The 25,432-nt window shown below is 60.9% G+C and carries 24 protein-coding genes; 10 read left to right on the top strand and 14 right to left on the bottom strand.

The window, feature by feature from the left end; translation table 11 throughout:
- Positions 1–139: 139 nt before the first annotated feature.
- The 3 genes from QRN45_RS15295 to QRN45_RS15285 all read left to right on the top strand — a co-directional run bounded on the left by QRN45_RS15295 (position 140) and on the right by QRN45_RS15285 (position 2,700).
- A complete protein-coding gene (locus QRN45_RS15295) occupies positions 140–1,150 on the top strand; it encodes a DNA-directed RNA polymerase subunit alpha (protein ID WP_011692778.1) in 1,011 nt (336 codons plus the stop codon).
- A 66-nt stretch (positions 1,151–1,216) separates the two neighbouring features.
- Positions 1,217–1,777: a 50S ribosomal protein L17 gene (gene rplQ / locus QRN45_RS15290; protein ID WP_241707126.1), complete on the top strand. Its 561-nt coding sequence runs from the start codon at positions 1,217–1,219 to the stop codon at positions 1,775–1,777.
- A 32-nt stretch (positions 1,778–1,809) separates the two neighbouring features.
- Positions 1,810–2,700 (top strand): tRNA pseudouridine synthase A, encoded by an 891-nt coding sequence (locus QRN45_RS15285; RefSeq protein WP_284763874.1) that lies wholly within the window; start codon positions 1,810–1,812, stop codon positions 2,698–2,700.
- 212 nt (positions 2,701–2,912) lie between these two features.
- On the opposite strand, the gene QRN45_RS15280 is transcribed toward QRN45_RS15285, so the two are convergent.
- The 10 genes from QRN45_RS15280 to QRN45_RS15235 all read right to left on the bottom strand — a co-directional run bounded on the left by QRN45_RS15280 (position 2,913) and on the right by QRN45_RS15235 (position 12,406).
- On the bottom strand, positions 2,913–3,791 hold the full coding sequence (locus QRN45_RS15280; RefSeq protein WP_241707128.1) for a type II secretion system F family protein: 879 nt from the start codon (positions 3,789–3,791) through the stop codon (positions 2,913–2,915).
- Between the two features lie 11 nt (positions 3,792–3,802).
- Positions 3,803–4,744 (bottom strand): type II secretion system F family protein, encoded by a 942-nt coding sequence (locus QRN45_RS15275; RefSeq protein WP_264636740.1) that lies wholly within the window; start codon positions 4,742–4,744, stop codon positions 3,803–3,805.
- A gap of 2 nt (positions 4,745–4,746) precedes the next feature.
- Complete coding sequence (locus tag QRN45_RS15270) at positions 4,747–6,228, bottom strand: TadA family conjugal transfer-associated ATPase (RefSeq protein ID WP_241707130.1); 1,482 nt, start codon at positions 6,226–6,228, stop codon at positions 4,747–4,749.
- Entirely contained in the window at positions 6,225–7,424 is a 1,200-nt protein-coding gene (locus tag QRN45_RS15265) for a CpaE/TadZ family protein (protein WP_241707131.1), read from the bottom strand. The genes QRN45_RS15270 and QRN45_RS15265 overlap by 4 nt, the downstream gene beginning before the upstream one ends.
- The gene (gene cpaB / locus QRN45_RS15260) at positions 7,424–8,185 is read right to left on the bottom strand and encodes a Flp pilus assembly protein CpaB (RefSeq protein WP_264636739.1); all 762 of its coding nucleotides are present in this window, start codon (positions 8,183–8,185) and stop codon (positions 7,424–7,426) included. The genes QRN45_RS15265 and cpaB overlap by 1 nt, the downstream gene beginning before the upstream one ends.
- Positions 8,186–8,243: 58 nt before the next feature.
- Positions 8,244–9,293 (bottom strand): pilus assembly protein TadG-related protein, encoded by a 1,050-nt coding sequence (locus tag QRN45_RS15255; protein ID WP_284763922.1) that lies wholly within the window; start codon positions 9,291–9,293, stop codon positions 8,244–8,246.
- Entirely contained in the window at positions 9,281–9,694 is a 414-nt protein-coding gene (locus QRN45_RS15250) for a TadE/TadG family type IV pilus assembly protein (RefSeq protein WP_264636737.1), read from the bottom strand. Before QRN45_RS15250 ends, QRN45_RS15255 begins: the two co-directional genes overlap by 13 nt.
- Positions 9,695–9,814: 120 nt before the next feature.
- Positions 9,815–10,006 carry a Flp family type IVb pilin gene (locus tag QRN45_RS15245; RefSeq protein ID WP_241707135.1) on the bottom strand — a complete coding sequence of 64 codons (192 nt, stop codon included), beginning with the start codon at positions 10,004–10,006 and terminating at the stop codon, positions 9,815–9,817.
- A gap of 1,296 nt (positions 10,007–11,302) precedes the next feature.
- The gene (locus QRN45_RS15240) at positions 11,303–11,494 is read right to left on the bottom strand and encodes a Flp family type IVb pilin (RefSeq protein WP_241707136.1); all 192 of its coding nucleotides are present in this window, start codon (positions 11,492–11,494) and stop codon (positions 11,303–11,305) included.
- A gap of 258 nt (positions 11,495–11,752) precedes the next feature.
- A complete protein-coding gene (locus QRN45_RS15235; protein ID WP_241707137.1) occupies positions 11,753–12,406 on the bottom strand; it encodes a prepilin peptidase in 654 nt (217 codons plus the stop codon).
- Positions 12,407–12,702: 296 nt separating this feature from the next.
- On the opposite strand from QRN45_RS15235, the gene rplM reads away from it, so the two are divergent.
- The gene (gene rplM / locus QRN45_RS15230) at positions 12,703–13,146 is read left to right on the top strand and encodes a 50S ribosomal protein L13 (protein WP_024817563.1); all 444 of its coding nucleotides are present in this window, start codon (positions 12,703–12,705) and stop codon (positions 13,144–13,146) included.
- Between the two features lie 36 nt (positions 13,147–13,182).
- A complete protein-coding gene (gene rpsI, locus QRN45_RS15225; protein ID WP_078108113.1) occupies positions 13,183–13,692 on the top strand; it encodes a 30S ribosomal protein S9 in 510 nt (169 codons plus the stop codon).
- 149 nt (positions 13,693–13,841) lie between these two features.
- Here the strand turns inward: rpsI and QRN45_RS15220 are convergent, their stop codons facing one another.
- Together QRN45_RS15220 and QRN45_RS15215 are read right to left on the bottom strand one after the other, a co-directional pair.
- Positions 13,842–15,770 (bottom strand): glycosyltransferase family 39 protein, encoded by a 1,929-nt coding sequence (locus QRN45_RS15220; protein ID WP_284763872.1) that lies wholly within the window; start codon positions 15,768–15,770, stop codon positions 13,842–13,844.
- Positions 15,767–16,996, bottom strand: coding sequence for a glycosyltransferase (locus tag QRN45_RS15215; protein ID WP_284763871.1), 1,230 nt, complete (start codon positions 16,994–16,996; stop codon positions 15,767–15,769). Before QRN45_RS15215 ends, QRN45_RS15220 begins: the two co-directional genes overlap by 4 nt.
- 158 nt (positions 16,997–17,154) lie before the next feature.
- Between QRN45_RS15215 and glmM the strand changes: the two genes are divergently transcribed.
- The gene (gene glmM, locus QRN45_RS15210) at positions 17,155–18,519 is read left to right on the top strand and encodes a phosphoglucosamine mutase (RefSeq protein WP_284763870.1); all 1,365 of its coding nucleotides are present in this window, start codon (positions 17,155–17,157) and stop codon (positions 18,517–18,519) included.
- An 88-nt stretch (positions 18,520–18,607) separates the two neighbouring features.
- Here glmM and QRN45_RS15205 read toward each other — a convergent pair whose 3' ends face one another.
- Both QRN45_RS15205 and coaA read right to left on the bottom strand, forming a co-directional pair.
- Positions 18,608–19,459 carry a M15 family metallopeptidase gene (locus QRN45_RS15205; protein WP_284763869.1) on the bottom strand — a complete coding sequence of 284 codons (852 nt, stop codon included), beginning with the start codon at positions 19,457–19,459 and terminating at the stop codon, positions 18,608–18,610.
- 5 nt (positions 19,460–19,464) lie between these two features.
- Positions 19,465–20,475: a type I pantothenate kinase gene (gene coaA, locus QRN45_RS15200; protein ID WP_241707142.1), complete on the bottom strand. Its 1,011-nt coding sequence runs from the start codon at positions 20,473–20,475 to the stop codon at positions 19,465–19,467.
- 133 nt (positions 20,476–20,608) lie between these two features.
- On the opposite strand from coaA, the gene glmS reads away from it, so the two are divergent.
- The 4 genes from glmS to QRN45_RS15180 all read left to right on the top strand — a co-directional run.
- A complete protein-coding gene (gene glmS, locus QRN45_RS15195; RefSeq protein ID WP_284763868.1) occupies positions 20,609–22,501 on the top strand; it encodes a glutamine--fructose-6-phosphate transaminase (isomerizing) in 1,893 nt (630 codons plus the stop codon).
- Positions 22,502–22,505: 4 nt separating this feature from the next.
- Positions 22,506–22,853 (top strand): holo-ACP synthase, encoded by a 348-nt coding sequence (locus QRN45_RS15190; protein WP_078108118.1) that lies wholly within the window; start codon positions 22,506–22,508, stop codon positions 22,851–22,853.
- A 14-nt stretch (positions 22,854–22,867) separates the two neighbouring features.
- Complete coding sequence (locus QRN45_RS15185) at positions 22,868–24,412, top strand: NAD(P)H-hydrate epimerase (protein ID WP_284763867.1); 1,545 nt, start codon at positions 22,868–22,870, stop codon at positions 24,410–24,412.
- Positions 24,413–24,486: 74 nt separating this feature from the next.
- On the top strand, positions 24,487–25,432 hold a 946-nt coding region (locus QRN45_RS15180), incomplete at its 3' end, for an alpha-amylase family glycosyl hydrolase (protein WP_284763866.1).

Here is a 25,432-nt window from a genome sequence, read left to right as displayed (position 1 = left end):
GGATTCTTGGCTTGCCGGCCGGGTTCGCCACGGAACAGCCTGACTGCTCCGTGGCGCCCGGCCGGCAAAGCCGGAACCAAGCCGATTTCCACCACCTGTGTTGCGTCATATAGCGGATGCTCGCCGAAAGGAAACCTAAGTGCTTATTGCACAGCGCCCCACTCTGTCTGAAGAAGTAGTCTCCGAGAACCGCTCGCGTTTCATCATTGAACCGCTGGAACCGGGCTTTGGTTACACCCTCGGAAACTCCCTCCGCCGTACCCTGCTCTCCTCCATCCCCGGTGCTGCTGTAACCAGCATCCGGATCGATGGCGTGCTGCACGAGTTCACCACGGTTCCGGGTGTCAAGGAAGATGTCACTGAGATCATCCTGAACATCAAGAACCTCTCGGTGTCCTCCGAGCACGATGAGCCGGTTGTTGCATACCTGCGCAAGCAGGGCCCCGGAGTCGTCACGGCCGCGGACATCGCTCCGCCGGCCGGCGTCGAATTCCACAACCCGGATCTGCACATTGCCACGCTGAACTCGAAGGGCAAGTTCGAACTCGAACTGACCATCGAACGCGGCCGCGGCTACGTTTCGGCAGCTCAGAACAAGTCCGGCGACTCCGAGATCGGCCGTATCCCGGTCGACTCGATCTACTCGCCGGTCTTGAAGGTGACCTTCCGCGTGGAAGCTACCCGTGTTGAGCAGCGCACTGACTTCGACAAGCTGATTGTCGACGTCGAGACCAAGCAGGCTATCGCCCCGCGCGACGCCGTTGCTTCGGCAGGCACCACCTTGGTGGAACTGTTCGGTCTTGCACGTGAGCTGAACACCGCAGCTGAAGGTATCGAGATTGGCCCGTCGCCGACGGACGCTGCCCTGGCAGCTGACATGGCACTGCCGATCGAGGATCTGGACCTCACCGTCCGTTCCTACAACTGCCTCAAGCGTGAGGGCATCCACACCGTGGGTGAACTCGTTGCCCGCTCCGAGGCTGACCTGATGGACATTCGTAACTTCGGTGCGAAGTCCATCGATGAGGTCAAGGCAAAGCTGGTTGAACTGGGTCTGTCCCTCAAGGATTCCCCTCCCGGTTTCGATCTTGCAGCCCGCGCCGCAGCCATCGAAGAGGACGACGCCGCGTTCAGCGACGACGAGCTCTAACAAGCAGATCTTGGCCACCGAGTCCACGTTCGGACCCGGACGGCCTTCATTACAGGAGAAATTACTATGCCTACCCCCACTAAGGGTCCGCGCCTCGGAGGCGGTCCGGCTCACGAGCGCCTGATGCTCGCGAACCTGGCAGCAGCCTTGTTCGAGCACAAGCGCATCACCACGACGGTCACCAAGGCCAAGCGCCTGAAGCCGTACGCGGAGCGCCTCGTGACCTTCGCCAAGCGCGGCGACCTGTCCTCCCGCCGTCGCGTGCTCGGCCTGATCAGCGACAAGGGCATCGTCCACGAGCTGTTCACCGACATCGCCGGCGCCGTTGCCAACCGCGATGGTGGCTACACCCGCATCACCAAGATCGGCAACCGCAAGGGCGACAACGCTCCCATGGCTGTCATCGAGCTGGTTCTTGAGCCGGTTTCCCCGAAGCAGGCTGTAGTTGCCGAGGCAACTGCTGCTGCCAAGAAGGACGCTGAGAAGGCTGCTCCGGCCGCCGAAGAAGCCGCTCCGGTTGCTGAGGAAGAGGTCGTTGAGGCTGAAGCCCCGGAGACCGAAGCCGAAGCTCCCGAAGCTGAAGCTGCTGAAACCGAAGAGGCTCCGGCCGCTGAGGAAAAGAAGTAATTCACTGAATTCTTCACAGTAGACTTAAGTCTATGAACGAACGAAAACCCGCTGCCCCCGTTTTGGGGGGCGGCGGGTTTTTGCGTGTCCGGATGGATCTTTCGTACGACGGGGGCCCTTTCAACGGGTGGGCCCTTCAGCCCGGTCTCCGGACCGTGCAGGGTTCGTTGGAAGAGGCGTTGGCGCTGATCGTGCGACGTCCTGTGCGGGTCACCGTGGCGGGGCGGACCGACGCCGGTGTCCACGCGCGAGGACAAGTGGCGCACATCGATTTGTCCGAGGCCGAGTGGGGCGGATTGCCGAGGGGCCACGAGATCGACCCCTCTGCAGCGCTGCTGCGGCGGCTTCGCGGAGCTTTGAGCCGGGTCCTGCAGGATGAGACCGGCGCCATTGAAGTGCACGACGTCGGACTGGCGCCTGATGGTTTCGACGCTCGCTTCTCAGCGTTGTGGCGCCGCTACAGCTACCGGATCGCCGATGGCGCCGAGCGCTGGGATCCTGTCCTGCGCAGGCTCACCCTGTGGCACAAGACTGAGTTGGACGAGGACGCGATGAACGCGGGAGCCGCGGCGCTGCTCGGGCTCCAGGATTTCCGTGCCTACTGCAAGCCCCGCGAGGGAGCCACCACTATCCGCGAGCTGCAGCGGCTGGAGTTCGTCCGCGGCAGCGATGGTGTGCTGGTGGCCAACGTCCAGGCGGATGCCTTTTGCCACAACATGGTGCGCGCCTTGGTGGGATCGGCACTGCGTGTGGGGGAGGGCCTGGAGCGTCCCGAGTGGTTGCATGAACGTTTGCTTGCCGGCGTGAGGGATGCCAAGTCGGTGTTGGCCGCGCCGCATCCCTTGGTTCTGGAGGAAGTGGCGTATCCCTCCGACGACGAACTGTTCGCACGGGCCGAGCTGACGCGGGCTCGGCGGGAGTAGGTTTGGGGCTTCCAAGCTGTCCCGGACGGCCTGGCCGTTCGCCGGGGCTTGGACGTTGGACGGCCCCCTCCCGGCTCTGGGTACCGTGGAGGGGGCCTGCGATGACCGCCCGCGGTTCTGGGTTCGCGGGTGGTCGGTCAATAGCGCCCCAGATGCGCTGGTCATGAGTTTCCGCACGCACCCTGGAGCAGGGTGCGTTTAGCAGAGCTGTCCTAGGTGAACGCCGCGATGATGTTGATGGCTGCGGGGCCAAGCAGGACGATGAAAAGGACCGGGAAGATACAGAAAATCAGCGGGAACAATACCTTTACGGGGAGCTTCATGGCCTTTTCCTCGGCCCGCTGCCTGCGCTTAACTCTTGCTTGCTTCGCCTGTGTGCGAAGTACCTTGGCGATTCCAATTCCGTACTTGTCGGCCTGGACGACTGCCCTGACGAAGCTCCGGACATCTGGAACGGTGCTCCTCGCAGCCAGCGCCTCGTAGGATTCTTGGCGTGGGCGCCCAACTTGGATGTCCTGAAGTGTCCGCGTGAGTTCCTGAGCCAGCGGGCCGTTTCCAGTTGTTCCGGCCCGTGCCATGGCCGATTCGAATCCAAGTCCGGCTTCAACGGCAATCAACATCTGGTCCAGGGTATTAGGGAGCTCCAATTCGATCGCTTCCTGACGCTTGATTCCCTTGTTGTAGATCAGAAGATCCGGCGCGAAGTAGAGGAAGATCGTCAAGAAGATAGCGATGCCGAGGTTTGTTGATGACGGTGTGCTGCTGAAGAGAAGAAAGCCGATCGCGGCGCCAGTCAGCGCGGCAATCGGTTTCGAGATGATCAGCTTCTCCAAGGGCATGGACTGCGGCCGGCCCGCCATTGCGAGCCATCGGTCCAGTTTTGCTTCGTAGCTTCGAGGAGTAGTCCGCTTAGAAAGCCCAAGCAATAGGGAGGTGCGTTGAACTTCGGGATTGCCGGCTCGCGACAAACCGGTTCCTAGATTCGTCTGGACAGCCAAAGCACCCTTTCTGTCCAGCGTGATAAGGACCCACGCGAAGTAGGCCAAGGGCAGCACAATCGCTGCGATGATGAGCCAAACCATGGGAGTCATTGCCGTTCTCCTTAGAACTTGATCTTGACGATGCGGCTCATCCAGAAACCGCCAACGACAAAGAGCAGGAAACTCACCGCAAGCATGATGAGTCCGATGGGCTGCTGGAACATCACGTCGAGATAGCCGGGGTTGACTGCCTTCATGAACAATCCGACGCCAATTGGAAGGGCCATCAGAATGTAGGCAGACATCTTCCCCTCGGCGCTTAGCGACCGAACGTGGCCCTTTATCTCGCTTCGCTCTCGAATGGTTGCCGCTACTTGCTCAAGAACCTCCGCCAGATCGCCGCCGACTTCACGGTTGATCTGGATAGCTTGGCCTATCCAGCGAAAATCCTCGCTCTGCATGCGGTCGGCGCATTCCTCGATAGCCTGGCGAGCGTCCTTTCCGATACGCGTTTCGTTCACGATGCGGGCAAATTCTTCGGAACTCGGAACGTCGGCCTCTAGTGCGGCGGCTTCGATCGAGCGCATCACGCTGTGGCCGGCGCGCAGGCCGCCGATCAACATTTGGATGGAATCGGTGAGCTGACGATCAAATTTTCCTCGCCGCTTCTCGGCGAGGAATCCCAGCACTATCCTTGCGAGGAAAGGGGTCACCGCGGCCCCCACAAGGCCAACAGGCCAATTGACGGTCAATGTTCCAAACACGCCTACAGCGAGCGCACATGCTGCGACGAGAACTGTGAAGTCTGCAGGAGCCATCTTCAGGCCGGCGTTATAAAGCAGTGCGCGGTTGTATGGCCCTCCAGATTCGCCAAGGACGCCGGCCACCGCGTCGGCGGTGGACTGTGAGACTTTGCTGATGGCGGATGGTTCAGGCTGATGGCCCCAACGACGGCGACTGAGCGGAACCGAACCGTGGCGTGGTTTGAGCACTACAAAGAACACCACGAAGAGAGCGGCGAGACACAGTGCAAAGCCGGCCAAGGGCGTCGTGAGCAAGGCCATCGCTACCGCCTCCCTGCCGGAACGGATTCAACACCGAAGACTGCCGGAGACACCGCGATGCCGAGTTCGGCAAAGCGATCGAGAAACCGTGGACGTATTCCTGTCGGAATCGGTTTACCCAGGAAACGGCCGAAGGGATCGATCCCGGCGGAATAGTCGAACAAGAAGGCGTCCTGCAAGGTCACGATTTCCCCCTCCATCCCCTGAACTTCGGTGACGTGGGTCACTCGACGGCTTCCGTCGCGCAACCGTGTGACCTGGACCAGAAGGTCTACCGCGGAGGACACTTGCTCGCGGATGGCGCGGAGCGGCAAATCCATTCCTGCCATGAGGACTAGCGTTTCCAGACGTGCAATGGCATCGCGCGGTGAATTTGCATGCACGGTTGAGAGGGAACCGTCGTGCCCGGTGTTCATGGCCTGCAACATATCCAGGGATTCACCGCCTCGCACTTCGCCTACGATGATTCGGTCTGGCCTCATACGGAGGGAATTGCGTACCAGATCCCGTATGCCTATCGCGCCCTTGCCTTCAATGTTCGGGGGACGGCTCTCGAGACGTACCACGTGTTGTTGCTGTAGCTGAAGTTCTACGGCATCCTCGATGGTCACGATCCGGTCTTCCTCAGGTATGAATGAGGACAGTACGTTGAGCAGGGTCGTCTTACCGGTGCCGGTTCCGCCGGAGACAATGATGTTCAAACGCGCCCGAACGCACGCGCTAAGCAGCTCCGCGATTTCGGGCGTGAGCGAACCCCACTCAACGAGATTCTGCACAGTGAGGGGTACGTGGCTGAATTTCCTGATGGTGAGGGAGGGCCCGTTCACCGCGAGCGGAGGAATAATCGCGTTCACACGAGAACCGTCCTCCAGCCTCGCGTCAACGAGGGGCGAAGATTCGTCGATGCGACGTCCCACACGCGACACGATCCGCTCAATGACTTTTCGAAGATGATCGTCTGAACTGAACCGCGCACCCGTCAAGGAGAGGTGGCCATGGCGTTCGATATAGATCTGGTCAAATCGATTGACCATGATTTCAGTGACTGATGGATCCTCAAGTAGACGCTGAAGGGGTCCGTAACCCATAACCTCGTCCGCGATCTCTCGGATGAGGCGCCTACGTTCCTCTGGCGAAAGAGGGACCTGTTCCTGGTCAATTACAGCCGAGAGTTCATCAATCGCAGTGGCACGAAGTTCCTCTTCGGACGAGGATGTATCACCAAATCGTGTTCCCATCCGTTCAAAAAGAGCCTGTGCAGCGCGCTCCTTCAGTCCAGCAAGCGCATCGACAACTGGTGTCTCTTGGCCGCCAGACAGGTACAACGGTGACGACGACCTAGAAACCGGAGCCAATGACGGGGCTACGGCAACGACGGCAGGGACCTCGGTTGGCGGTGAGTTGATGCCTTCGGACAAATCGGGATTGGCGCCGTCCACTTCGGGAGAACGTTGTGAATTGGAGAGTCGGGCTGAAAGCTTCATGACACAACCACCCGTCGGTGCTGTTGGTTGTGGGTAGTTGATACCCACTTCGGATCGAAGCGGTCTACAAGCTTCTTCAAGCCCTTCGACGCTGCATCGCGTGTAGTGCCCTGTAGCACCGGGATACCTCGGTTGGTGCTGAAAGGCAGCGTCCGTGAACGGGGAATCACTGTGTCGATCGGCACCCCGATGGTCGCCTCGACGTCCTGTACTGAGATTCCGCTCCTGCGATCAGCGAAGTTCAATACGGTGTGCCGGCCGGCGGGGAGAAGCTGAAGTTCCTTCAGCACGCTGAAGCATTTTCGAAGACCCCGGATACTCGGGACGTCCATGCCGCATACCCACACGCCGTCGGTGGCCAGTTCCAAAGTGGCCAGGCAGTGCTCGCCGAGCCCTGGAGCCGTGTCCACGACAACATACTTGAACTCGCTGGCCAGCTGGTTGATGAGCTGGGAGACGTGATCAGCCGTGATGTAGTCCGATTCCGCCGGTGTCCTTGGTGCGCAGAGGGCGTAAATTCCCGCTGGATGCACAGTAAGGAAGGCCTTCAGGACCATGGAATCCTGGGAGGCCGTTCCGCGGACGGCTTCAGTGATCGAGTGCTCAGGTTCGAGTAGCAACCCCGAGGCAACGTCGCCGAATTGCAGGTCAAGGTCAACGATGACGACGCCCATGGGCGCCAGCTTCCCCAATCCGATCGCCAGATTGGTTGCAACAGTCGTCTTTCCTACCCCGCCTTTGGGAGACATAACAGCGACGACGCGTCCGCGCTCCTGGCTTGGATCCGCGGCCGGAGCCATTCCCCTACGTCGGCTGGCCGAGGCCAGACATGCGCGCTCAAGCAACACCCGGAGTTCGTTGACGTCTATTTCGGGGGTGACTACATCACGTATCCCGGAATGCATGGCTCTTAGGATGAGGTCGGGACTCGGTTCTGCAATGAGCAAAAGGCTGATCTCCGGATACTGGAGATCGAAGACAGTCGCCAGTTTCAAGGCATTCTCCGGGGTGACCCCTGGGCCGAGAATCAGGACCTCGGGTGGAGCACCATTGAGCTGCCTAAAAACATCGTCCGGTCCGCCGGACAAGACGTCTGGAGACAAAGTCTGCAGTTCGCCATGAAGGGCACCGGCAATGGCTTGACGCACGCGGCCCTCAAAATCGCGAACAGCAGTGATGGCTACAAAGCGACTCATTAGTACAGCCCTCCGAATGTAGTGATTGGAGGATTGCTCTTCTTGGTGGTGTCCGTTTGTTTGGCGAGCCACAGTGTCCCGAATTCGGAACTGAAGACCATCTTTGAGGCGTCTGCATCGCTCCTAGCCACCGTGACGAACGCAGAGCCATTGGGCATGGCCACTGCAGGGTCCGTCGAAGTAGAGCTCGCTTTTTGTGTTTGCGCGGGGGCCTGTTGCACAGCAGTCACGAGGACATCGTGGAAAAGGAGCCCTGTCGACTGCTTCGATCCCGCTGGTATATTTGTGCCCGCGGGCATGGCCTCATCGGTCTTAAACGAGCTGTAGACGGTGACTTTGTCGCCGGCCGAAAGCCGACCGCCCAGCATCCGTTCGGGTGTGAGAAGGAAGGTAACTTCGGTCATACCATCTGGAACCGGGACTGTTCCCGGAACCAGTTCTGCCGGTGCCACCAACCTGGACGCAATAAGCTGCTCCCCGGGTGCCAAATTGACAGAGGTAACTTTTCCAGTCTGGTCCGTCAGCTCGTGGAGGGCGCCTGATGCGACCGCTGACTGTGGAATTGACTTTAGCTCAACTTTGCTCCCGAGATCTTCGGCTTTTGTTCCGGCAGGGACTGCATCCTTGACAACAAGTACACTGATGGGGTCCATTCCTTTTGCGGCTCTGGCGTCGGCACCTTGCACGTACACAACAAGTAGTACAGCTCCGACGACGGCCAGCAGCAGCGCTGCGATGCCTCCCAGTAGGCGTGATTTCACTTGACTAGCTCCTTTCAAAATCCCAGATCAATTGAATTGGCTAAGCGGAGTCCAGGATCTACCCCGTAAGCGTGATCACGGAGGCCCCAAAATTGGGAAGCCCGCCGCCGATCGACATTCCCTCTTGAAGGGAAACAAAACGTGCGAAATAGCCCTGAATACCGCGGCAGTTTCCGGTGCAGCTGGGTGCGGCAGGGTCATTGACGCCTCCCGATCCGCTGAACCGATAGCCCGTTACCTGGAATGCACCAAATCCGACGAGCGTGTAGGTCGCGTTGCTACCGTTCCCCGTAGCCGAGTTGAAGAGAGGGACAAGGACGGGCTTATCCATGATGGTGGAAAGAACGGAACTGCAGGCGGGGTCGTTCGGGAAGTGATTTCCCGGTTGGCCGCTCACTTGCGCCGAGATGCTGATGTTTGTAGAGCAACCTGTATTGGTAGTGAGCCAGCCGAAGCCGCCGGGTTCATAGCCGTTCTGTGCTGCACATCCCGGATACGCGGGTGCGTTCGTGTCGTAACGCATCAGGATATGGGTCGGCACTGGATCGCCGGTGAAATTCCCGGTGGATTGCAGTGACGCTAACTGACTGGGCGTGAGGTACTTCTCGAAGACACACTCGCTCATGGTCCAGGGAAGGGTCGTGCCCGTCGAAGGTGGCCCCCAGGACGCTTGGGCTGTGGCCCGAACGTCTGCGGAATTGATTCCCAGCACTCTAGCGAAGAACAGGGAAAAGCTGTTGGAACCGGTGGTGGCATCGCGACTGTTTGTCTCGACGCGTACCGTGGTCGCCTGGGGAAAAGTGATGGAGGAAACGCCGCTTGAACCGTCGTTGGCGTTTCCGTTGGCGAGCCTTGATGCCGTCGTGGTGGGGGTCCCGCAGTCGCCGGCGGCGCAATCACCAGCGATCGCGAGCGCCGCGGCATCGGCCCCGTTTTGCAGTTGGGCCTTTTCGGCGTACAACGCGCCAACGTCAATGGCCAAAGCCGCGAAGCCGAGAAGGACCACAAGGAGGAAAGCCACTATCAGAGTCACTGCGCCTCTCTCGCTGTCATCGGAGGTCTTAGCCTTCCGATGCCCAAGGAGGTGGGTACCTTTCAGCCGCCGCATTTCATCACCCCGACTCCAGTCATTGACATTGGGAAGATTCCCGGCATTCCGAAGAACCCGCCATTCAGGAAACCCGTCAGTGACGGAAGAGAGACCTTGGTGGTAACCGTGACGTCGGAAGTCGGTGAGCAACTTCCAACATTGCTGGTGACTGTCATCCCCAGGCCACTGAGCGTCGGTGCGGCCCTTTGTGCCGTGCCGGTGACGTCCAGACTGGAGTCCTGATAGTGGATGGCGGCATTTCTCGCGCCCTCCCTTGCCGCTTCCGTCAGGGAAACCTGAACGTTCAGCACCCGACCAAATTCAATGATTCCGATCAGAATCAGCAGCAGCAGGGGGAGGACAATCGCCAGTTCGACGGCTACTGCACCACGTTCTTTCTTTTTCGCTTTCAAGAACATCTCCCAGAATTAGTTCCCGAATAAGGATGTTCGCCCAGCTTCAAGGTGGACTTTTGTGTTAAGCGGTTTGGCTCCGGTTTCGGCTCTCACCGCAACCGGAGCCAAACGATGAAATCAGAGCTAAAGGCTAGTTGTAACGCCCGCGAACATAGCCTTGATTGCGAGGCCCAGCGGACCAACAGCCGCCAGGACAATCACTGCGATAAGGGCGACCATGATGCCGTACTCCACCATCGTCGCTCCCTTCTCGGAGTTGAACCGCTCCTTGACGCCGGCGATGAATGAGACAACGGAGAGCATGAGAGTTGACATTGGATGAACCTTCCCAGATAAGTGAATTTTTCTACGAATTCCAACCGTCCACATATTCCGTTTGACGGTTTCGGTTTTCGTTAGGACAAGAATTGCGTGTGGGTGGGTTAACAAACAATGCGTAGTGGTACTCGACTTTTCGGGGGCGATTTGCGCGAACTACTCGCAAGTGGGGCCCGAGTACTCGGTTTTTCTGGCTAAGTACTACTCAAGCTACGAGGCGGCAGTGGCCTGTGGGCGTCAAGGGAAGTCTGCGAAGATTGTGAGCATGACAGATACGAGGAGTGCCACCCCAATTGCTGCGGAGAACGTGGGTGCCGGTCCGTGAACCACCGGCGAGGCTTGGTTCCGCGCTGCAACTGCAACAGCCGGATCGTCATTACCTACCCACCACAAAGCCGATCGGTCCCCTGTAGCCCAGTTGGGTCCAACCCAAGTAGCCCAAGTACATCTTCGAGTGGTGCTGAGGGGCCTCGCACAGCCCTTCCGAGGCTGCCCCGAGAAATTGATCGGAGAAAAATGACCCCAAAGATCAAAATGACGCCGCCGGCGGCCGCGCGAAGCATAGAAAGCTGGATGAACATCGGCAACCACGTCGCCGCTATCCGCTCTGAGCCTTTATCCCGCTGATCGACTACCCGGCTCGCGTCACCATCGCCGATGTCTCCGACGAGCAGGACGGATCCCACCTGAGAGACGCTTACCTTCACTCGTGAATTCGGGGGCCTCGCCTACCCGGGTCAACGCGGGCACCTGGCTTTCCGCCATCGCCAGGGATGCATCCCGATCCGCAGGCTTGGCTAGTTTGGTCATGCCGTGAGCGGCGGTCGACGAAATGTCGTATGAGCGCGGCTCCGGGCCGATCGGACGAACAATGGGTTACTCCGGAGCGTGTGGCGCTCGGCACTTTCGAGCTGATCAACCCCATTGAGCGGAGTTCCCGCGTCGGCCACGGAGCTGGGACGATACTCAACGAAGAACGCCGCCGCGGTCAGCCTGTGACGGGGATGGGCGACTTGCCACGCCGGAGCATCGGGAATAGGCAGAAAGAATTAGGGGGTTAACGCCGAAAGGGCGCTCCTTAGCCGGGGAAGCAACGGTTCAACGACCGCAATCTTTCCCAGTTCAGAGCGCCCATGTTCGGTGCGTCGCGCAATTCTTCCGAAAATTAAGACAGATCTGCGGGGTTTGCGAATTTCTGCCCGTCCTCGGACGTGGCCACTGTGTGCCCAAAGATCGTTTCAGCGCGCGCTCTTGCCGAAAGCAATAAGTCTCGACAAGCAATGAAGTGGCCGCCTATACGCTGGCAGTGACTCCTGTGAATATTCCAGCGATTGCCTGCCCCAACGGACCGACGGCTGCCAGGACGATCACCGCGATAAGGGCGACCATGATGCCGTACTCCACCATCGTCGCCCCCTTCTCGGAAGTGAACCGTTCCTTGACACCGGCGATGAATGAAACAACGGAGAACATGAAAGTGGACATTGTAAAACCTTCCCCAGATAAGTGAATTTTCGTACGAGTCCCTGCCGCTCACATACCCCGTCCGGCGGTTGGATCTCGCTAGGACAAGAATTGCCCGTGAGTGGGTTAACAAACAATGCGTGGCGTTACTCGTTTTCCGACTCCCGGACGTGGCAACTACTCGCTCGCGTGGCTGAACTACTTGGTTTTTTGGCTAACTACTACCCCAAACCGCAGGTTGTGGTTGCGCATGAGGAGGAGCGGGTAGCCGGCGAGTGACTAACCGCCAAGAAGTACCACTCCTATTGCGGCAGCGAACATAGCCGGTCCATGAGGCACTTCTGTGGGTTTGGCTCCGCGCTTCAGGAGCAACAACAGCACCGTCATTACCCCGCCAACCACGAAGCCCAGCAGTCCCCCGTAGAACAGCTGAGTCCAGCCCAAGTAGCCCAAGTACATTCCGAGTGGCGCCGCGAGCTTCACATCGCCCATTCCGAGGCCGCCGGGGGAAATTAATCCAAGAATTAAGTATCCGAGGAACAAAATGCCACCTCCAACAGCTGCGCGAAGTAGGGCGGGCCAGTCCGGAACCAGCACAGAGGACGTGGTTAGCAGGACGAGGCCGGCGGAAAGCAGAATCAAGACCAAGGGGTTCGGGAGTAAATGGTGGGCGACGTCCAAGCGGGACAGCTGAACCGCCAGTACTCCTAAGAGCAGGTAAGCGGGGAGGGCAGGTGACAAGCCGAACCGGACCGTCATGAGCGCAAACAACGCGGCCGTCACCACCGCTGTCGTGATCCTCACGGTGTAGGAGGGGAGTCCACCAAGCCGCGGCAGGGATCGGGCTATCAGAACCTCTGCCAGGGGGCTCGTGAGCAGCCCGAGGAGCCCGAGGGCGGCCACAAGCAAGGGCTGGGCGGCAGTTGCTGTCATGGCATCTCCTGGGGGGCTCGGAATGGGTCTCAGCTGTTCACGCTCGTTGCCAGCCTATTTTGACCCTGAAGCTCCTAGCCGCTATTGTTGATAGTCGTTGTGCGTGTCCTTTCTCGATGACACATGCCCGCTTGGGGATCCAGTTGCAGGATCGTTAACTCGACAGGCATATCGAGACTTCGGGATGACTGGTACATAGAGCCCTCACCTCTGCTCCGGTAGCGCATACCTAGTAGGCACACGCTTCAAGCGTGCCGCCTAAAACATGAACGCCAGAACAAGAACGAGGCAAAACCGTGCGTACGTACACCCCGAAGCCCGGCGATATCAACCGCCAGTGGCACGTCATCGATGCCACCGACGTTGTCCTTGGTCGTCTTGCCAGCCAGACCGCAACACTGCTGCGCGGAAAGCACAAGCCGACCTTTGCGTCCCACATGGACATGGGCGACTTCGTCATCATTATCAACGCTGAAAAGGTTGCCCTGACCGGCGCCAAGCTGGAGCAGAAGCGCGCATACCGCCACTCCGGCTACCCGGGCGGCCTGACCTCCGTCAACTACGCGGAGCTCTTGGAATCCAACCCGGTCCGCGCCGTGGAGAAGGCCATCAAGGGCATGCTCCCGAAGAACTCCCTCGCTGCACAGCAGCTGGGCAAGCTCAAGGTTTACCGTGGTGCAGAGCACCCCCACGCAGCCCAGCAGCCCAAGACTTTCGAAATCACCCAGGTCGCCCAGTAGTCCTGGCCACCAACCAACTTTTAATCAAGGAGAATCGTGGCTCAGAACGAAGAACTGACCACCGAGGCCGTTGTGGCTGAGGAAAACCTGACCAGCTACACCTCGGAGAGCGGTCCTGCAGAAGCAGAAGCGCCGAAGAAAGAGCGTCCGGCACTGACCGTTTCCGGCGCCGCAGTTGGCCGTCGTAAGGAAGCCGTTGCACGGGTTCGCATCGTGCCCGGAACCGGCAAGTGGATCATCAACGGTCGCGAGCTGGCCAACTACTTCCCGAACAAGCTGCACCAGCAGGACGTCAACGAGCCCTTCAAGATCCTTGATCTTGACGGCGCTTACGACGTCTTTGCACGTATCCACGGTGGCGGCATTTCCGGTCAGGCCGGCGCACTGCGCCTCGGCATCGCCCGTTCACTGAACGAGATCGACACCGAGAACAACCGCGCCACCCTGAAGAAGGCCGGCTTCCTGCGTCGTGACGCACGCGTCATCGAGCGCAAGAAGGCTGGTCTCAAGAAGGCACGCAAGGCGCAGCAGTACTCCAAGCGCTAAAAATGCTCTTACCCGTGGTGTTGCCGCTGGCGCGACATCACCACGGGGCCCTGAGCGCTTTTTAGCGCTCGGACCCACAAGCGCTAAACCCGCTTGCTCGAAAGCCCGTCCCGCCGTTTGGCGGGGCGGGCTTTCTTCGTACTTTGAACTTACTGGGTGAGGCGATAGAAGGACGTTCCATCGATTATCTCGGGCTGGAAGTTGCTTTCCACCCACTGCACAATGCGCGCAGATTCCCCTCGCCCGTCAGACGTCAAAGGCGGAAGGTTCTGGATCACAAACGATCCGACATTACCCTGGTGGACCATTGTCTGGAATTGCTCCAGTGTCGGGAAAGGATCTGTGCCGTCGAATCCACCCACTGGCAGGATCGCTCTGGAACTGTCCAGCTGATAATTGGCGGCCGTTTCCGAGCCGACAACCGCGGTTGCCCACCGCACGGACGCAGGGCTCGCTTTGATCCTCTCAAGGACTATCGGGGATGGCACGTCGCCGAACATGACCGCGGTGAAGCTGAGGGGCGTCCCGGTCGGCAGTTGAGTTCGATCTGGACTATCTGATCGAATGCCCAGGGTGCTGGGTCCGGCGACAACTCCTGCTCCGACGTGCGGACTAAGGGCCGTGTTTACCGACCAGATAGTAGGACCCAATAAAATTGATGCTCCTATAAATAGGGCTGGTACCGCTTGCGGTTGCCTTTTGACCGGTGGAAGTATCACGATGGCGACTGCCAAGCTACCCGCGACCAACAACACCTGGGGCAGCCAAGGGAATTCCGAGACGGACCGGGATACGGTAGTAAACCCCAGGATCAGGCAGCTAGCCATCACGACACCAGACGCTAGACGGACTAGCCCGCTTGCCAAGCGGCGCATAAGATGGGTGGCCGTAAACGCGGCTAAGCAACTGAGCGCCGGCACGGTTGAGATCGCGTAATAGGGATGGACGATGCCTGTCATCATGGCCAGGACCGTGGCCGAACAAATAAACCATGCGGCGCAGAAGGCCAAAAAAGCCCGCTGTTGCAACGTGCTATGTCGTCGAATGGCGAACCAAATAGTGATACCGACTCCAGCAATCGCGAGCGGGAGAAACCACGCGAACTGGGCCGAGAACTGTGGTTGTAGAAAACGTGTGAACCCAGGGCCAAGCTTCTGGTAGAGATCCGCACTAGGACCCGACAGCGTGTGGCTGGCATCCTCGCCGGTCAACCGGTCGAGCCCGTTGTAACCCAGCGTCAGTTCCCAGATGCTATTGGATCGGGAGCCGCCGATGAACGGCCTCTGAGCAGGATCCGCTTTCTGCGCGATGATGAGCCACCAGCCCGATGCGACTACTGCGGCGAGCAGTCCGGCCCCGAGGTGGAGCAATTTGCGATATACCGGCAATCGGGCGAAAACACCGTACGCAAGCGCGATCGCCGGCAGAATGAGTGCAACCTGTAGCTGCTTCGTGAGAAACCCGGCGCCGATCAGGGCCCCCGCGACGAGCAGCCAGCGCAGCTTCCCTCTGTCGATCGCCTCGAGTGTGGCGTAGGCGGCTCCGATCATGAGGAGAGTCAGCAGCGCATCCGGGTTGTTGTACCGGAACATGACGGTGGCCACGGGCGTTACCGCGAAGAAAAGCCCTGCAAGGAGGCCAGTTGCAGGGTCGGTCCGCTTCTGGACCATCCGATACAGCAAATAGACGCTGAGTACTCCCATGAGAGCCTGCGGCAAGAGGATGCTCCATGAGTTGAGTCCGAAAAGGCGCACCGAAAGCGACATGATCCACAAGGACATCGGCGGCTTGTCAACGGTAATTGCATTGCTGGGGTCGGAGGAACCGTAGAAGAACGCCGTCCAGTCTTCCGAGCCGGCCATGACGGCAGCGGAGTAGTAGGAGTTTGCCCAGCCGTTTCGGTCGAGTCCCCACATGTAGAGGGCAGATGTCAAAGCAAGAAGGCTCAATAGAGCCGGCCGCTGCCACATCGGATTCAACGGATCCCCACGAAGCCACATCCGGAAGATCTGAGAAGGGCCCCCGATGACAGTGCCCAGGGCTGGTTGTCCGGGAAGTCGGCTGGTTTTGTTGCTCACACTGCCAACTGCTTAATGGTGGTCACGCCACGCCGTTCCTCCGTCCGCCGTACCCGGAAGACCCAGATACGAAGCAGGACGAAGCGGACAAGAGTGGCGAAAATATTCGCACTGGTCAGGACCAACAACTCAGTGCCGGGCGATGCATCCGGGTGAATGGCATGTAGCAATACCAGGGACGAAGAGGTGATCACCCAGGCGACTAGGAAAACCACAAGGCCTTGAAACTGTTGCGTGAACTGCCGCTCGGGGCCATGGATCCTGAAGGTGAAGCGGCGGTTGGCTGCCGTGTTCGCAATGGCAGTGAGTAACAAGGCCAGGAAGTTTCCCTGCTGTGGGCCAAACGGGCCCTGGAATAGCAGATACAGCAAAGCAAAAGCGAAAGTGGAGAACGCGCCGACGATTCCGAAACGTATCACCTGGCCGAAGAAACTTGGGCGGGTCGGCGTGGCGATAGGTCCTCGCCCCAGCTCCGCGTATATCGCTTGCAAAGGGATATTTCCCTTCATCATGGAACCGGCGACGCGTACGAGGCCCCTGATATCGTCGACGGCGGTTTGGCGGATATCCACCCTGCTGTCTGGATTGTCGATCCAGTCGACTGGAATCTCGTGGATTCGAAGTCCTGCACGCTCCGCCAAGATCAACAGCTCGGTATCGAAGAACCAGCAGTTGTCCTTCACATACGGCAGCAGCCGATGCGCGACTTCCGCCCTGACTGCCTTAAAACCGCACTGGGCATCGGAAAACTGTACCTGCATGGTCCGTTTAAGAATCAGGTTGTAGCTCCGGGAGATGAATTCCCGTTTGGGACCCCTGACTACTCTCGAAGTCCTGCCAAGCCGCGTGCCGATGCTGACATCCGAGTGACCGGAAAGCAGGGGAGCGATGAGCGGAGGCAAAGCCGCCAAATCGGTTGAGAGGTCGACGTCTACATATGCCAGAACTTTGGCTTCGGACGATGTCCACGCGTCGCGGAGCGCAAAACCCCGCCCTTTAGTCTCCAGGCGCCGATAACTGACATTCGGAACCTCATCAGCGAGCTTCCGCGCAATTAAGCCGGTCGCATCAGTGCTCGCGTTGTCGGCAATCGTGATTTTCCAGCTGTACAACAATTCCCGGGAAAGGTAATCGGTGAGCCGGTAAATGCTTCTTTCGAGTATGGCGGACTCGTTGAAGACGGGGACGATTATTTCGAGCGCCAAGCCCCCAGAGCTAGGTGTCATGCGGCAATCGTAGATACTTGTTAAGGCCCTTTACTAGAGTGGAGGAAAAAGCGCAAGTCGAGTAGCTCCACTCTTGCGATTGCGCAGTCTAAGGGGTATGAGCGTCCTCCGTCACTGCTTCCCTCGGCCCCTACAGCCGTCGTCTAGACTGGGACGCGATGGCTAGATTATTTGGAACAGATGGCGTGCGTGGTCTCGCCAATGGATTGCTCACCGCGGAGCTTGCTCTTCAGTTGGCCCAAGCAGCAGCAGTGGTCCTTGGCCACGAGCGTGCGGCCAACGGAAAGCGGCCCCGTGCCGTGGTCGCCCGGGATCCGCGCGCCAGCGGGGAGTTTATCGCCGCAGCCGTGGAAGCCGGGCTTTCGAGTTCCGGCATCGACGTGTACGACGCCGGTGTACTGCCCACGCCCGCGGCGGCCTACCTCATCGCCGACCTCGACGCCGATTTCGGTGTCATGATCTCGGCCTCGCACAACCCGGCACCGGACAACGGCATCAAGTTCTTCGCCCGCGGCGGCCAGAAGCTCCCGGACGAAGTGGAGGACGCGATCGAGGCCCAGCTCGGCAAGGAACCCGCGCGTCCAGTGGCCGGGGACGTCGGCCGCATCCAGCGTTTCTCAGACGCCGAGGACCGTTACATCGTCCACCTGCTCGGCACCCTGCCGCACCGCCTCGAGGGTCTGAAGGTTGTGCTGGACTGCGCCCACGGGGCGGCAAGCGGCTGTTCCCCGCAGGTCTTCGCCAGCGCTGGCGCCGAAGTTGTGGTGATCGGCGCGGAACCCGACGGCCTGAACATCAACGACGGCGTCGGGTCCACCCACCTTGGCCAGCTCAAGGAAGCGGTGGTCAAGCACGGTGCCGATTTCGGCATTGCCCACGATGGCGACGCCGACCGCTGCCTCGCCGTGGACCACGAAGGCAACGAGGTTGACGGTGACCAGATCATGGCGATCCTGGCCCTCGCACTCAAGAAGTCCGGAAAGCTGAAGGACGACGTCCTGGTTGCCACCGTGATGAGCAACCTCGGACTCAAGATCGCTCTGCGGGATGCTGGAATCACCCTCCGCGAGACCGCGGTGGGGGACCGGTACGTCCTGGAAGCAATGCGCGACGGCGGCTTCAGCCTTGGTGGGGAACAGTCCGGCCACGTGATCTTCTCGGATTACGCCACCACGGGAGACGGCGTCCTGACCGGTCTGCAGATTGCCGCCCAAGTGGCCGGTACCGGTCGAACCCTCAAAGACCTTGCCCGTGCCATGACCAAGCTGCCGCAGCTCATGATCAACGTAAAGGGCGTGGACAAATCGCGCGCCGCCACCGACGAAGGCGTTGCCGCCGCGGTGGCTGCCGCCGAACTCGAACTTGGTGATACTGGCCGGGTGCTCCTGCGGCCCTCCGGCACCGAAGCGCTCGTGCGCGTGATGGTGGAGGCAGCGGACATGGAAACCGCCACCCGCATATGCACGGAACTCGCCGGCGTCGTCGAAGAACGCCTCGCCATTCCGCACGAATTGGCGCTCTAGCCCGAACATCGCAAGACCAGACAGCTGTGGCCCGTCTCTGTGGGGAGACGGGCCACAGCTGTTCGCGCGCCTGACGCTCAATCAACCGCTAGAGGTAGCTCGGCGCCGCTTCAAGCCCGAAGTACTCCTCGAGGGTGCCGATGCCCCGCTTGCTCATATCCGTAGCAGCTTCAATCCCGATAAAGCGCAAATGCCACGGCTCGTAGTAGTAGCCGGTGACGTCATTGAGCATCCAGGGGTACCTGACGACAAATCCGAACTTGTACGAGTTGGCCTTGGCCCACACCGCGGCAGGTTGATCGGCGAAGCAGGGCTCGAAGCTGCACGCCCCGCCGCCGTCGCCGATATCGAACGCCCAGCCAGTCTGGTGCTCCGAGAAGCCGGGACGTGCCGAGGCCGTGTCCGCCGAGGTCTGTCCGCGGGTGCTTGCATAGCCGTTGTACGTGGCGGTCTGGGTCTGAAAGGAACGGTAGCCGGACGCCAAAGTCAGGGTCACGCCGGCCGAGGTGGCTGCCGCGAAGAGTTTCTCGGCCGCTGCCGCGGTGGTGCTGTTGAGCAGGGACGCCTCTCCGCTGACTGCGAGTTGCACGCGGGGCTGCACCAAGTCGGCAGGGACAAACCGCAATGGGGTCAGCGGCCGGTGCTTGTTGACGATGACCCATTGGCTCGCGGGGTCGCTGTGGGAAAACTGTTGGGACAGGGCCGCGGACGGAGCCTTCGACGGCGGTGCGCCCGACGGCGGCTGATCGCTGGGCGCTGCGGAGGGGGCCGCCGTCGTGGTCGCCGCGGCCGGCGTCGGCGCTGGACCTGAGGGGGACGGAGTCGACGTGGGAGTGGCGACCCGGTTATCCGGGGTGCAGGCCGCCAAGGCGGCCATACCCACCCCTGCGGCGAGGAGCGTCGCGAAGGACCTTCGGCTGGGGCCGCAGTTGTAGCACATCCGTGCTAGACCTTTCGGAGCAGCATGCGGCGGATCGAATGGTCGGCATCCTTGGTGAGGACAAGTTGAGCCCTGCCGCGGGTAGGGAGCACGTTTTCCTCAAGGTTGGGTTCGTTGATGCGCTTCCAAATGCCGCGCGCCGTCGCTTCCGCCTCGGCGTCCGAGAGCGTCGCGTAACGGTGGAAGTAGGATTCGGGCTGGGCGAACGCGGTGTTTCGAAGCTTGCGGAAACGGTCCACGTACCAGTCTTCGATGTACGACGTCTTGGCGTCAACATAAATGGAGAAATCGAAGAAGTCGCTCAGCGCCAAGCCCTGCCGGCCGTCCTGCCGGGGACGGGCGGGCGCCAATACATTGAGGCCCTCGACGATGAGCACGTCGGGACGCCGGACCACCACTTCCTTGTCCGGGACGATGTCGTAGGTGACGTGCGAATACCAAGGAGCGCGGACCTCTTCGGCGCCCCCCTTGATGGCACTCACGAAACGAAGCAACGCCCGGCGGTCGTAGGATTCCGGGAAGCCCTTGCGCTCGAGCAAATGCCTGCGCTTCAACTCGGCGAGGGGATACAAGAACCCGTCGGTCGTGATGAGTTCGACGTTCGGAGTGCCGGGCCAACGGCGGAGCATTTCGCGCAGCACGCGGGCAATGGTGGACTTGCCGACCGCCACGGAACCCGCGACGCCGATCACGAAGGGCGTGCGCTGGGTCTGCTCGCCAAGGAAGGTGGTCGTGGCGGCATGAAGCTGCTGTGATGCCTGGACGTAGAGGTGCAACAAGCGGGAGAGCGGAAGGTAGACCTCGCGGATTTCCTTCATGTCCAGGGGATCGCCGAGGCCGCGAAGCCGGATGATGTCCTCTTCGTTAAGCGGCTGCTCCATTTGCGCACCGAGCCGGGACCACGTCTGCCTGTCCAGCTCCACGAACGGAGAGGAGCTGTCGCCGTTCGCTTCATTGCGTTGCAAAGTCACCTTAGAGATTCTGCCCCTCCGCTGGCTGATCCGGAAATACAGCATGAACGGCGGGCAGATTTTGTGTGAGCATGCTCTCCGCAAAAGGTACGTGATTCGGCATATTCCGCGGCGTGGCCTGCCCCCGGGCCTGGATATCCTACGTCCATTTCGCGGGGCAACCGCTAGTCTTGTAGGCATGTGTGGAATCGTAGGTTACGTTGGCAATTCATCCCGCCGGGCAGATGCCGGGCACTCGGCTCTCGACGTCGTGCTTGAAGGACTCCGGCGGCTTGAATACCGGGGCTATGATTCAGCCGGAGTTGCAGTGGTGGCTGATGGAACCATCTCAGCCCGCAAGAAGTCCGGAAAACTGAGCAATCTGTTGAACGAGCTCGACGGAAATCCGCTCCCGGACTCGCTGACCGGCATTGGCCACACACGGTGGGCCACCCACGGCGGACCCACCGACCAGAACGCCCACCCGCATCTGGCCGATGGCGGACGCTTGGCCGTGATCCACAACGGAATCATTGAAAACTTCGCCGAACTCAAGCAGGAACTCATCGCCAAGGGCATCACCTTCGAGTCTGAGACGGACACCGAAGTTGCCGCAGCACTTCTGGGCGACATTTTCCGTAACCAGCTCAACGGGGACTCGTCCAACGGACGGCTCACCAAAGCGATGCAGCTTGCCTGCCAGCGGCTCGAAGGCGCGTTCACGCTCCTCGCCGTGCACGCCGAGCGGCCGGACGTCGTCGTGGCCGCCCGCCGCAACTCGCCCCTCGTCGTGGGGCTGGGAGAAGGCGAGAACTTCCTTGGCTCGGACGTTTCCGGTTTCATCGATCACACGCGCCGCGCCGTCGAGCTTGGCCAGGACCAGATCGTCACCATCACGGCCGACACCGTTGAGATCACGGACTTCTTCGGCGCCCCCGCCCAGGGCAAGGAATACCACGTTGACTGGGACCCGGCTTCCGCCGAAAAGGGTGGCTTCAGCTCCTTCATGGAGAAGGAAATCCACGACCAGCCCGACGCCGTTACCCAGACGCTCCTCGGCCGCTCGGACATCAACGGCCAGCTGACCCTGAGTGAGCTCCGGATCGACCCCGAACTGCTGAAGCAGGTCAACAAGATCATCGTCCTGGCTTGTGGCACGGCTGCCTACGCCGGGATGGTCGCCAAGTACGCCATCGAGAACTGGTGCCGTATCCCCACCGAGGTGGAACTCGCGCATGAATTCCGCTACCGCGACCCGATCGTTGACGCCAACACCCTGGTGGTGTCCATCAGCCAGTCCGGCGAAACCATGGACACGCTGATGGCTGTCCGTTACGCCCGTGAACAGGGCGCCAAGACCATCTCCATCTGCAACACCAACGGATCCACCATCCCGCGCGAATCCGACGCCGTTCTGTACACGCACGCCGGACCGGAGATCGCCGTCGCCTCCACCAAGGCGTTCCTAGCCCAGATCACGGCCGCGTACTTGCTCGGTCTCTACCTCGCCCAGCTGCGCGGAAACATCTTCTCCGGCCAGATCAAGGACGTCTTGGCGGACCTGGGCAAGATTCCCGCCCACATCCAGAAGATCCTCGACAACGCCGGTCCGCTCCGCGAACTCGCCCGCAGCATGAAGGACGAGAAGTCGGTGCTCTTCCTCGGCCGCCACGTGGGCTTCCCGGTGGCGCTTGAGGGCGCGTTGAAGCTCAAGGAAATCGCGTACATCCACGCCGAGGGCTTCGCCGCCGGCGAGCTCAAGCACGGTCCGATTGCCCTGATCGACGAAGGGCAGCCCGTCTTTGTGGTGGTCCCATCGCCGCGCGGCCGCGATTCCCTGCACGCGAAGGTTGTCAGCAACATCCAGGAGATCCGCGCACGCGGTGCGCGCACCCTGGTGATCGCCGAGGAAGGCGACGAAGCCGTGCGTGCATACGCCGAGCACGTTTTCTACGTCCCGCAGACGCCAACGCTCTTGATGCCACTCCTCACGACTGTTCCGCTGCAGATTTTTGCGGCAGAGCTGGCAAAGGCCAAGGGGTACGACGTGGACCAGCCGCGCAACCTCGCCAAGAGTGTGACCGTAGAATAGCCGCATGATTGTTGGCATAGGCGTAGACGTCGTAGACATTGAGCGCTTCGGGCGCCAACTTGAGCGGACCCCGGGCCTCCGTGACCGTTTGTTCGTACCCGCGGAACGCGAACTGAACACGCGGTCCCTGGCCGCGCGTTTCGCGGCCAAGGAAGCGGTGGCAAAGGTCTTGGGAGCTCCCGCGGGCATGAACTGGCAGGACTGCTGGATCGGGCTGGACCAGAACGGCCCCACCATCAAAGTGAAGGGCACCGTGCTGGCAGTCGCCGAGTCCATGGGCGTGAAGCGCTGGCACGTGTCCATGAGCCACGATGGCGGGATCGCCACTGCCATGGTCATCGCCGAATCCTAGCAGCGCAAACAACCATGATCAGCGCCTTCACCGGAACTCAGATCAGGGCAGCGGAACAACCGCTTCTTGATGCCGGCGAGGGCGCTGTTCTCATGCAGCGCGCGGCCTACGGACTGGCTAACGCCGTCGTGCGTGAACTCCGCGCGGAAGGTCGCCGCCTGTATGGATCGAGCATCACCGTGCTGGCGGGCAAGGGCAACAACGGAGGGGACGGACTCTACGCCGCGGCAATGCTCGCGGGACGCGGCATGCGCACGACGGCGGTGCTCACCGCAGGTTCCGCCCATGCTGACGCCCTCGCGGCCTTCCGCGCAGCCGGCGGACGCGTCCATGTCCTGGACGAAGACAATGCCGAAGAACTGGCCGTGCTGGTTGCCGGCGACGATGTGGTCATTGATGCCATCCTGGGTACTGGAGCCAGGGGTGGCATCCGTGGTTCGGCCGCGGAATTGATTGCGGCCTTGGAGGAGCTCAAGCCCGGTCTGGTGGTGGCCTGCGATGTTCCCAGCGGAGTGGACGCCGACACAGGCGAGGTCCATTGGCCGGTATTGACGGCGCGGCTGACCGTGGCGTTCGGGGGAGTCAAAGCCGGTCTGATGGCTGATCCGGGGGAGGGCTGTGCCGGCCGCGTGATCCTCGTGCCCATCGGCATCGAGGAAGGCCTTCCCGTACCCGCCCTGCGTCGTTTCTCTGCCGCTGACCTGGCCGGCGTACTGCCGGACCCGGGACGCCGGGCCCAGAAGTACACCCGGGGAGTCCTGGGCATCGTGGCCGGTTCCGAGCGCTACACCGGGGCTGCGGCTCTCTGTGTCGATGCCGCCTCCGCGGCCGGCGCGGGAATGGTGCGCTACCTCGGTCCGGAAGTCGTGGCGCGGCAGGTCCTGGCACGAACGCCCGAAGCCATCTGGGAGCCGGCCGGGCCAGGCAGGGTCCAGGCGTGGCTCCTCGGCCCTGGCCTGGACGGGGCCGAACAACTCCAGCGGGCCCGCGACGTACTGGCTGCGGCCGCAAGCGCCGGCCAGCCCGCCGTCGTCGACGCCGGAGCCCTCGAGCTCCTGCCGGAACGCTGCCCGCCGAACTGGATTCTCACCCCGCACGCCGGGGAACTCGCTGCCCTTCTCGGCCGGGGCGAAGTGCGCGTCACGCGGGAGGACGTCGAGTCGCGGACCGTGCACTTCGCCCGGCTCGCGGCCGGACACACCGGTGCGGTCGTCCTGCTCAAAGGTGCCACAACGGTGATTGCTTCGCCGTCCGGAGCAGTCTTCAGCCAGTCAGATGGATGCCCGTGGATGTCAACGGCAGGCAGCGGCGACGTCCTTGGCGGCATCGTCGGCGCGCTCGCGGCGGCATACGCGGAATCCGCACTGGACGACGACGGGCCTTTCGCCGCCTTGGGGATCGCCCCCGACGCGCGCTGGGCCGCGGTAGCCGCTGTCGGCGCGAGCATCCACGGAATGGCGGGCAGTGCGGCCTCGGCGGGCGGGCCATTGGCGGCTTCCGATATCGCCCGGGCGGTCCCCGGCGTCTTCCGATTTCTCAAGGAACATCGCGCCGGATGACCACGGAAGTTCCGTGAATGTCACATAGTCTGGCTAGGCTGGCAGAAGGTTATCCGGCACACGAAGGAGAACACATGGACGTTTGGCCAGGATCCGCATACCCGTTGGGTGCCACTTTCGATGGCACGGGAACGAACTTCGCGTTGTTCAGCGAGAAGGCGGAGAAGGTGGAGTTGTGTCTCTTCGACGATGACGGGGAAGAGGTTTCCTACACCGTCAGCGAGGTGGACGGCTATGTTTGGCATTGCTACCTTCCGCATGTCCAGCCCGGACAGAAGTATGGCTACCGGGTGCATGGTCCGTATGATCCTGCCGCCGGGCAGCGGTTTAATCCCAACAAGCTCCTCCTGGATCCTTACGCCAAGGCCATCCACCGGCAGATCGACTGGGATCCGGCGCTTTTCTCGTACAACATGGGTGATCCGGACTCCCGTAACGACAAGGACTCCGCGCCCCACATGATGTTGGGTGTGGTCATCAATCCGTTCTTCGATTGGGACGGTGACCACCTTCCGCGGATCCCGTATCACCGGTCCGTGGTTTACGAGGCGCATGTCAAGGGCCTGACCCAGCTGCATCCGGAGGTTCCGGAGGAACAGCGCGGCACCTATGCCGGTGTCGCCCACCCGGCGGTGATTTCCCATCTGCAGAAGCTGGGGGTCACGGCGATCGAGCTGATGCCGGTGCACCAGTTCACGAACGACGGCATCCTGCAGGACAAGGGGTTGAACAATTACTGGGGTTACAACACCATCGGGTTCTTCGCCCCGCACAACAGCTACAGTTCCAAGGGCGATACCGGCCAGCAGGTCCAGGACTTCAAGGCCATGGTGCGTTCCCTTCACCGGGCCGGCATCGAGGTCATTCTTGACGTGGTGTACAACCACACGGCCGAGGGCAACCATTTGGGCCCGACGCTGTCCTTCAAGGGCATCGACAACTCCGCGTACTACCGTCTGATGGATGGTGACGAGAAGCATTACATGGACTACACGGGTACGGGCAACTCGTTGAACGTGC

This window comes from Arthrobacter sp. efr-133-R2A-63 (assembly GCF_030209795.1).
GTDB classification, from domain to species: Bacteria; Actinomycetota; Actinomycetes; order Actinomycetales; family Micrococcaceae; genus Arthrobacter; species Arthrobacter bambusae_A.
Note: the sequence above shows the minus strand (reverse complement) of the source record. Positions and strands in the feature narration are given on the sequence as shown.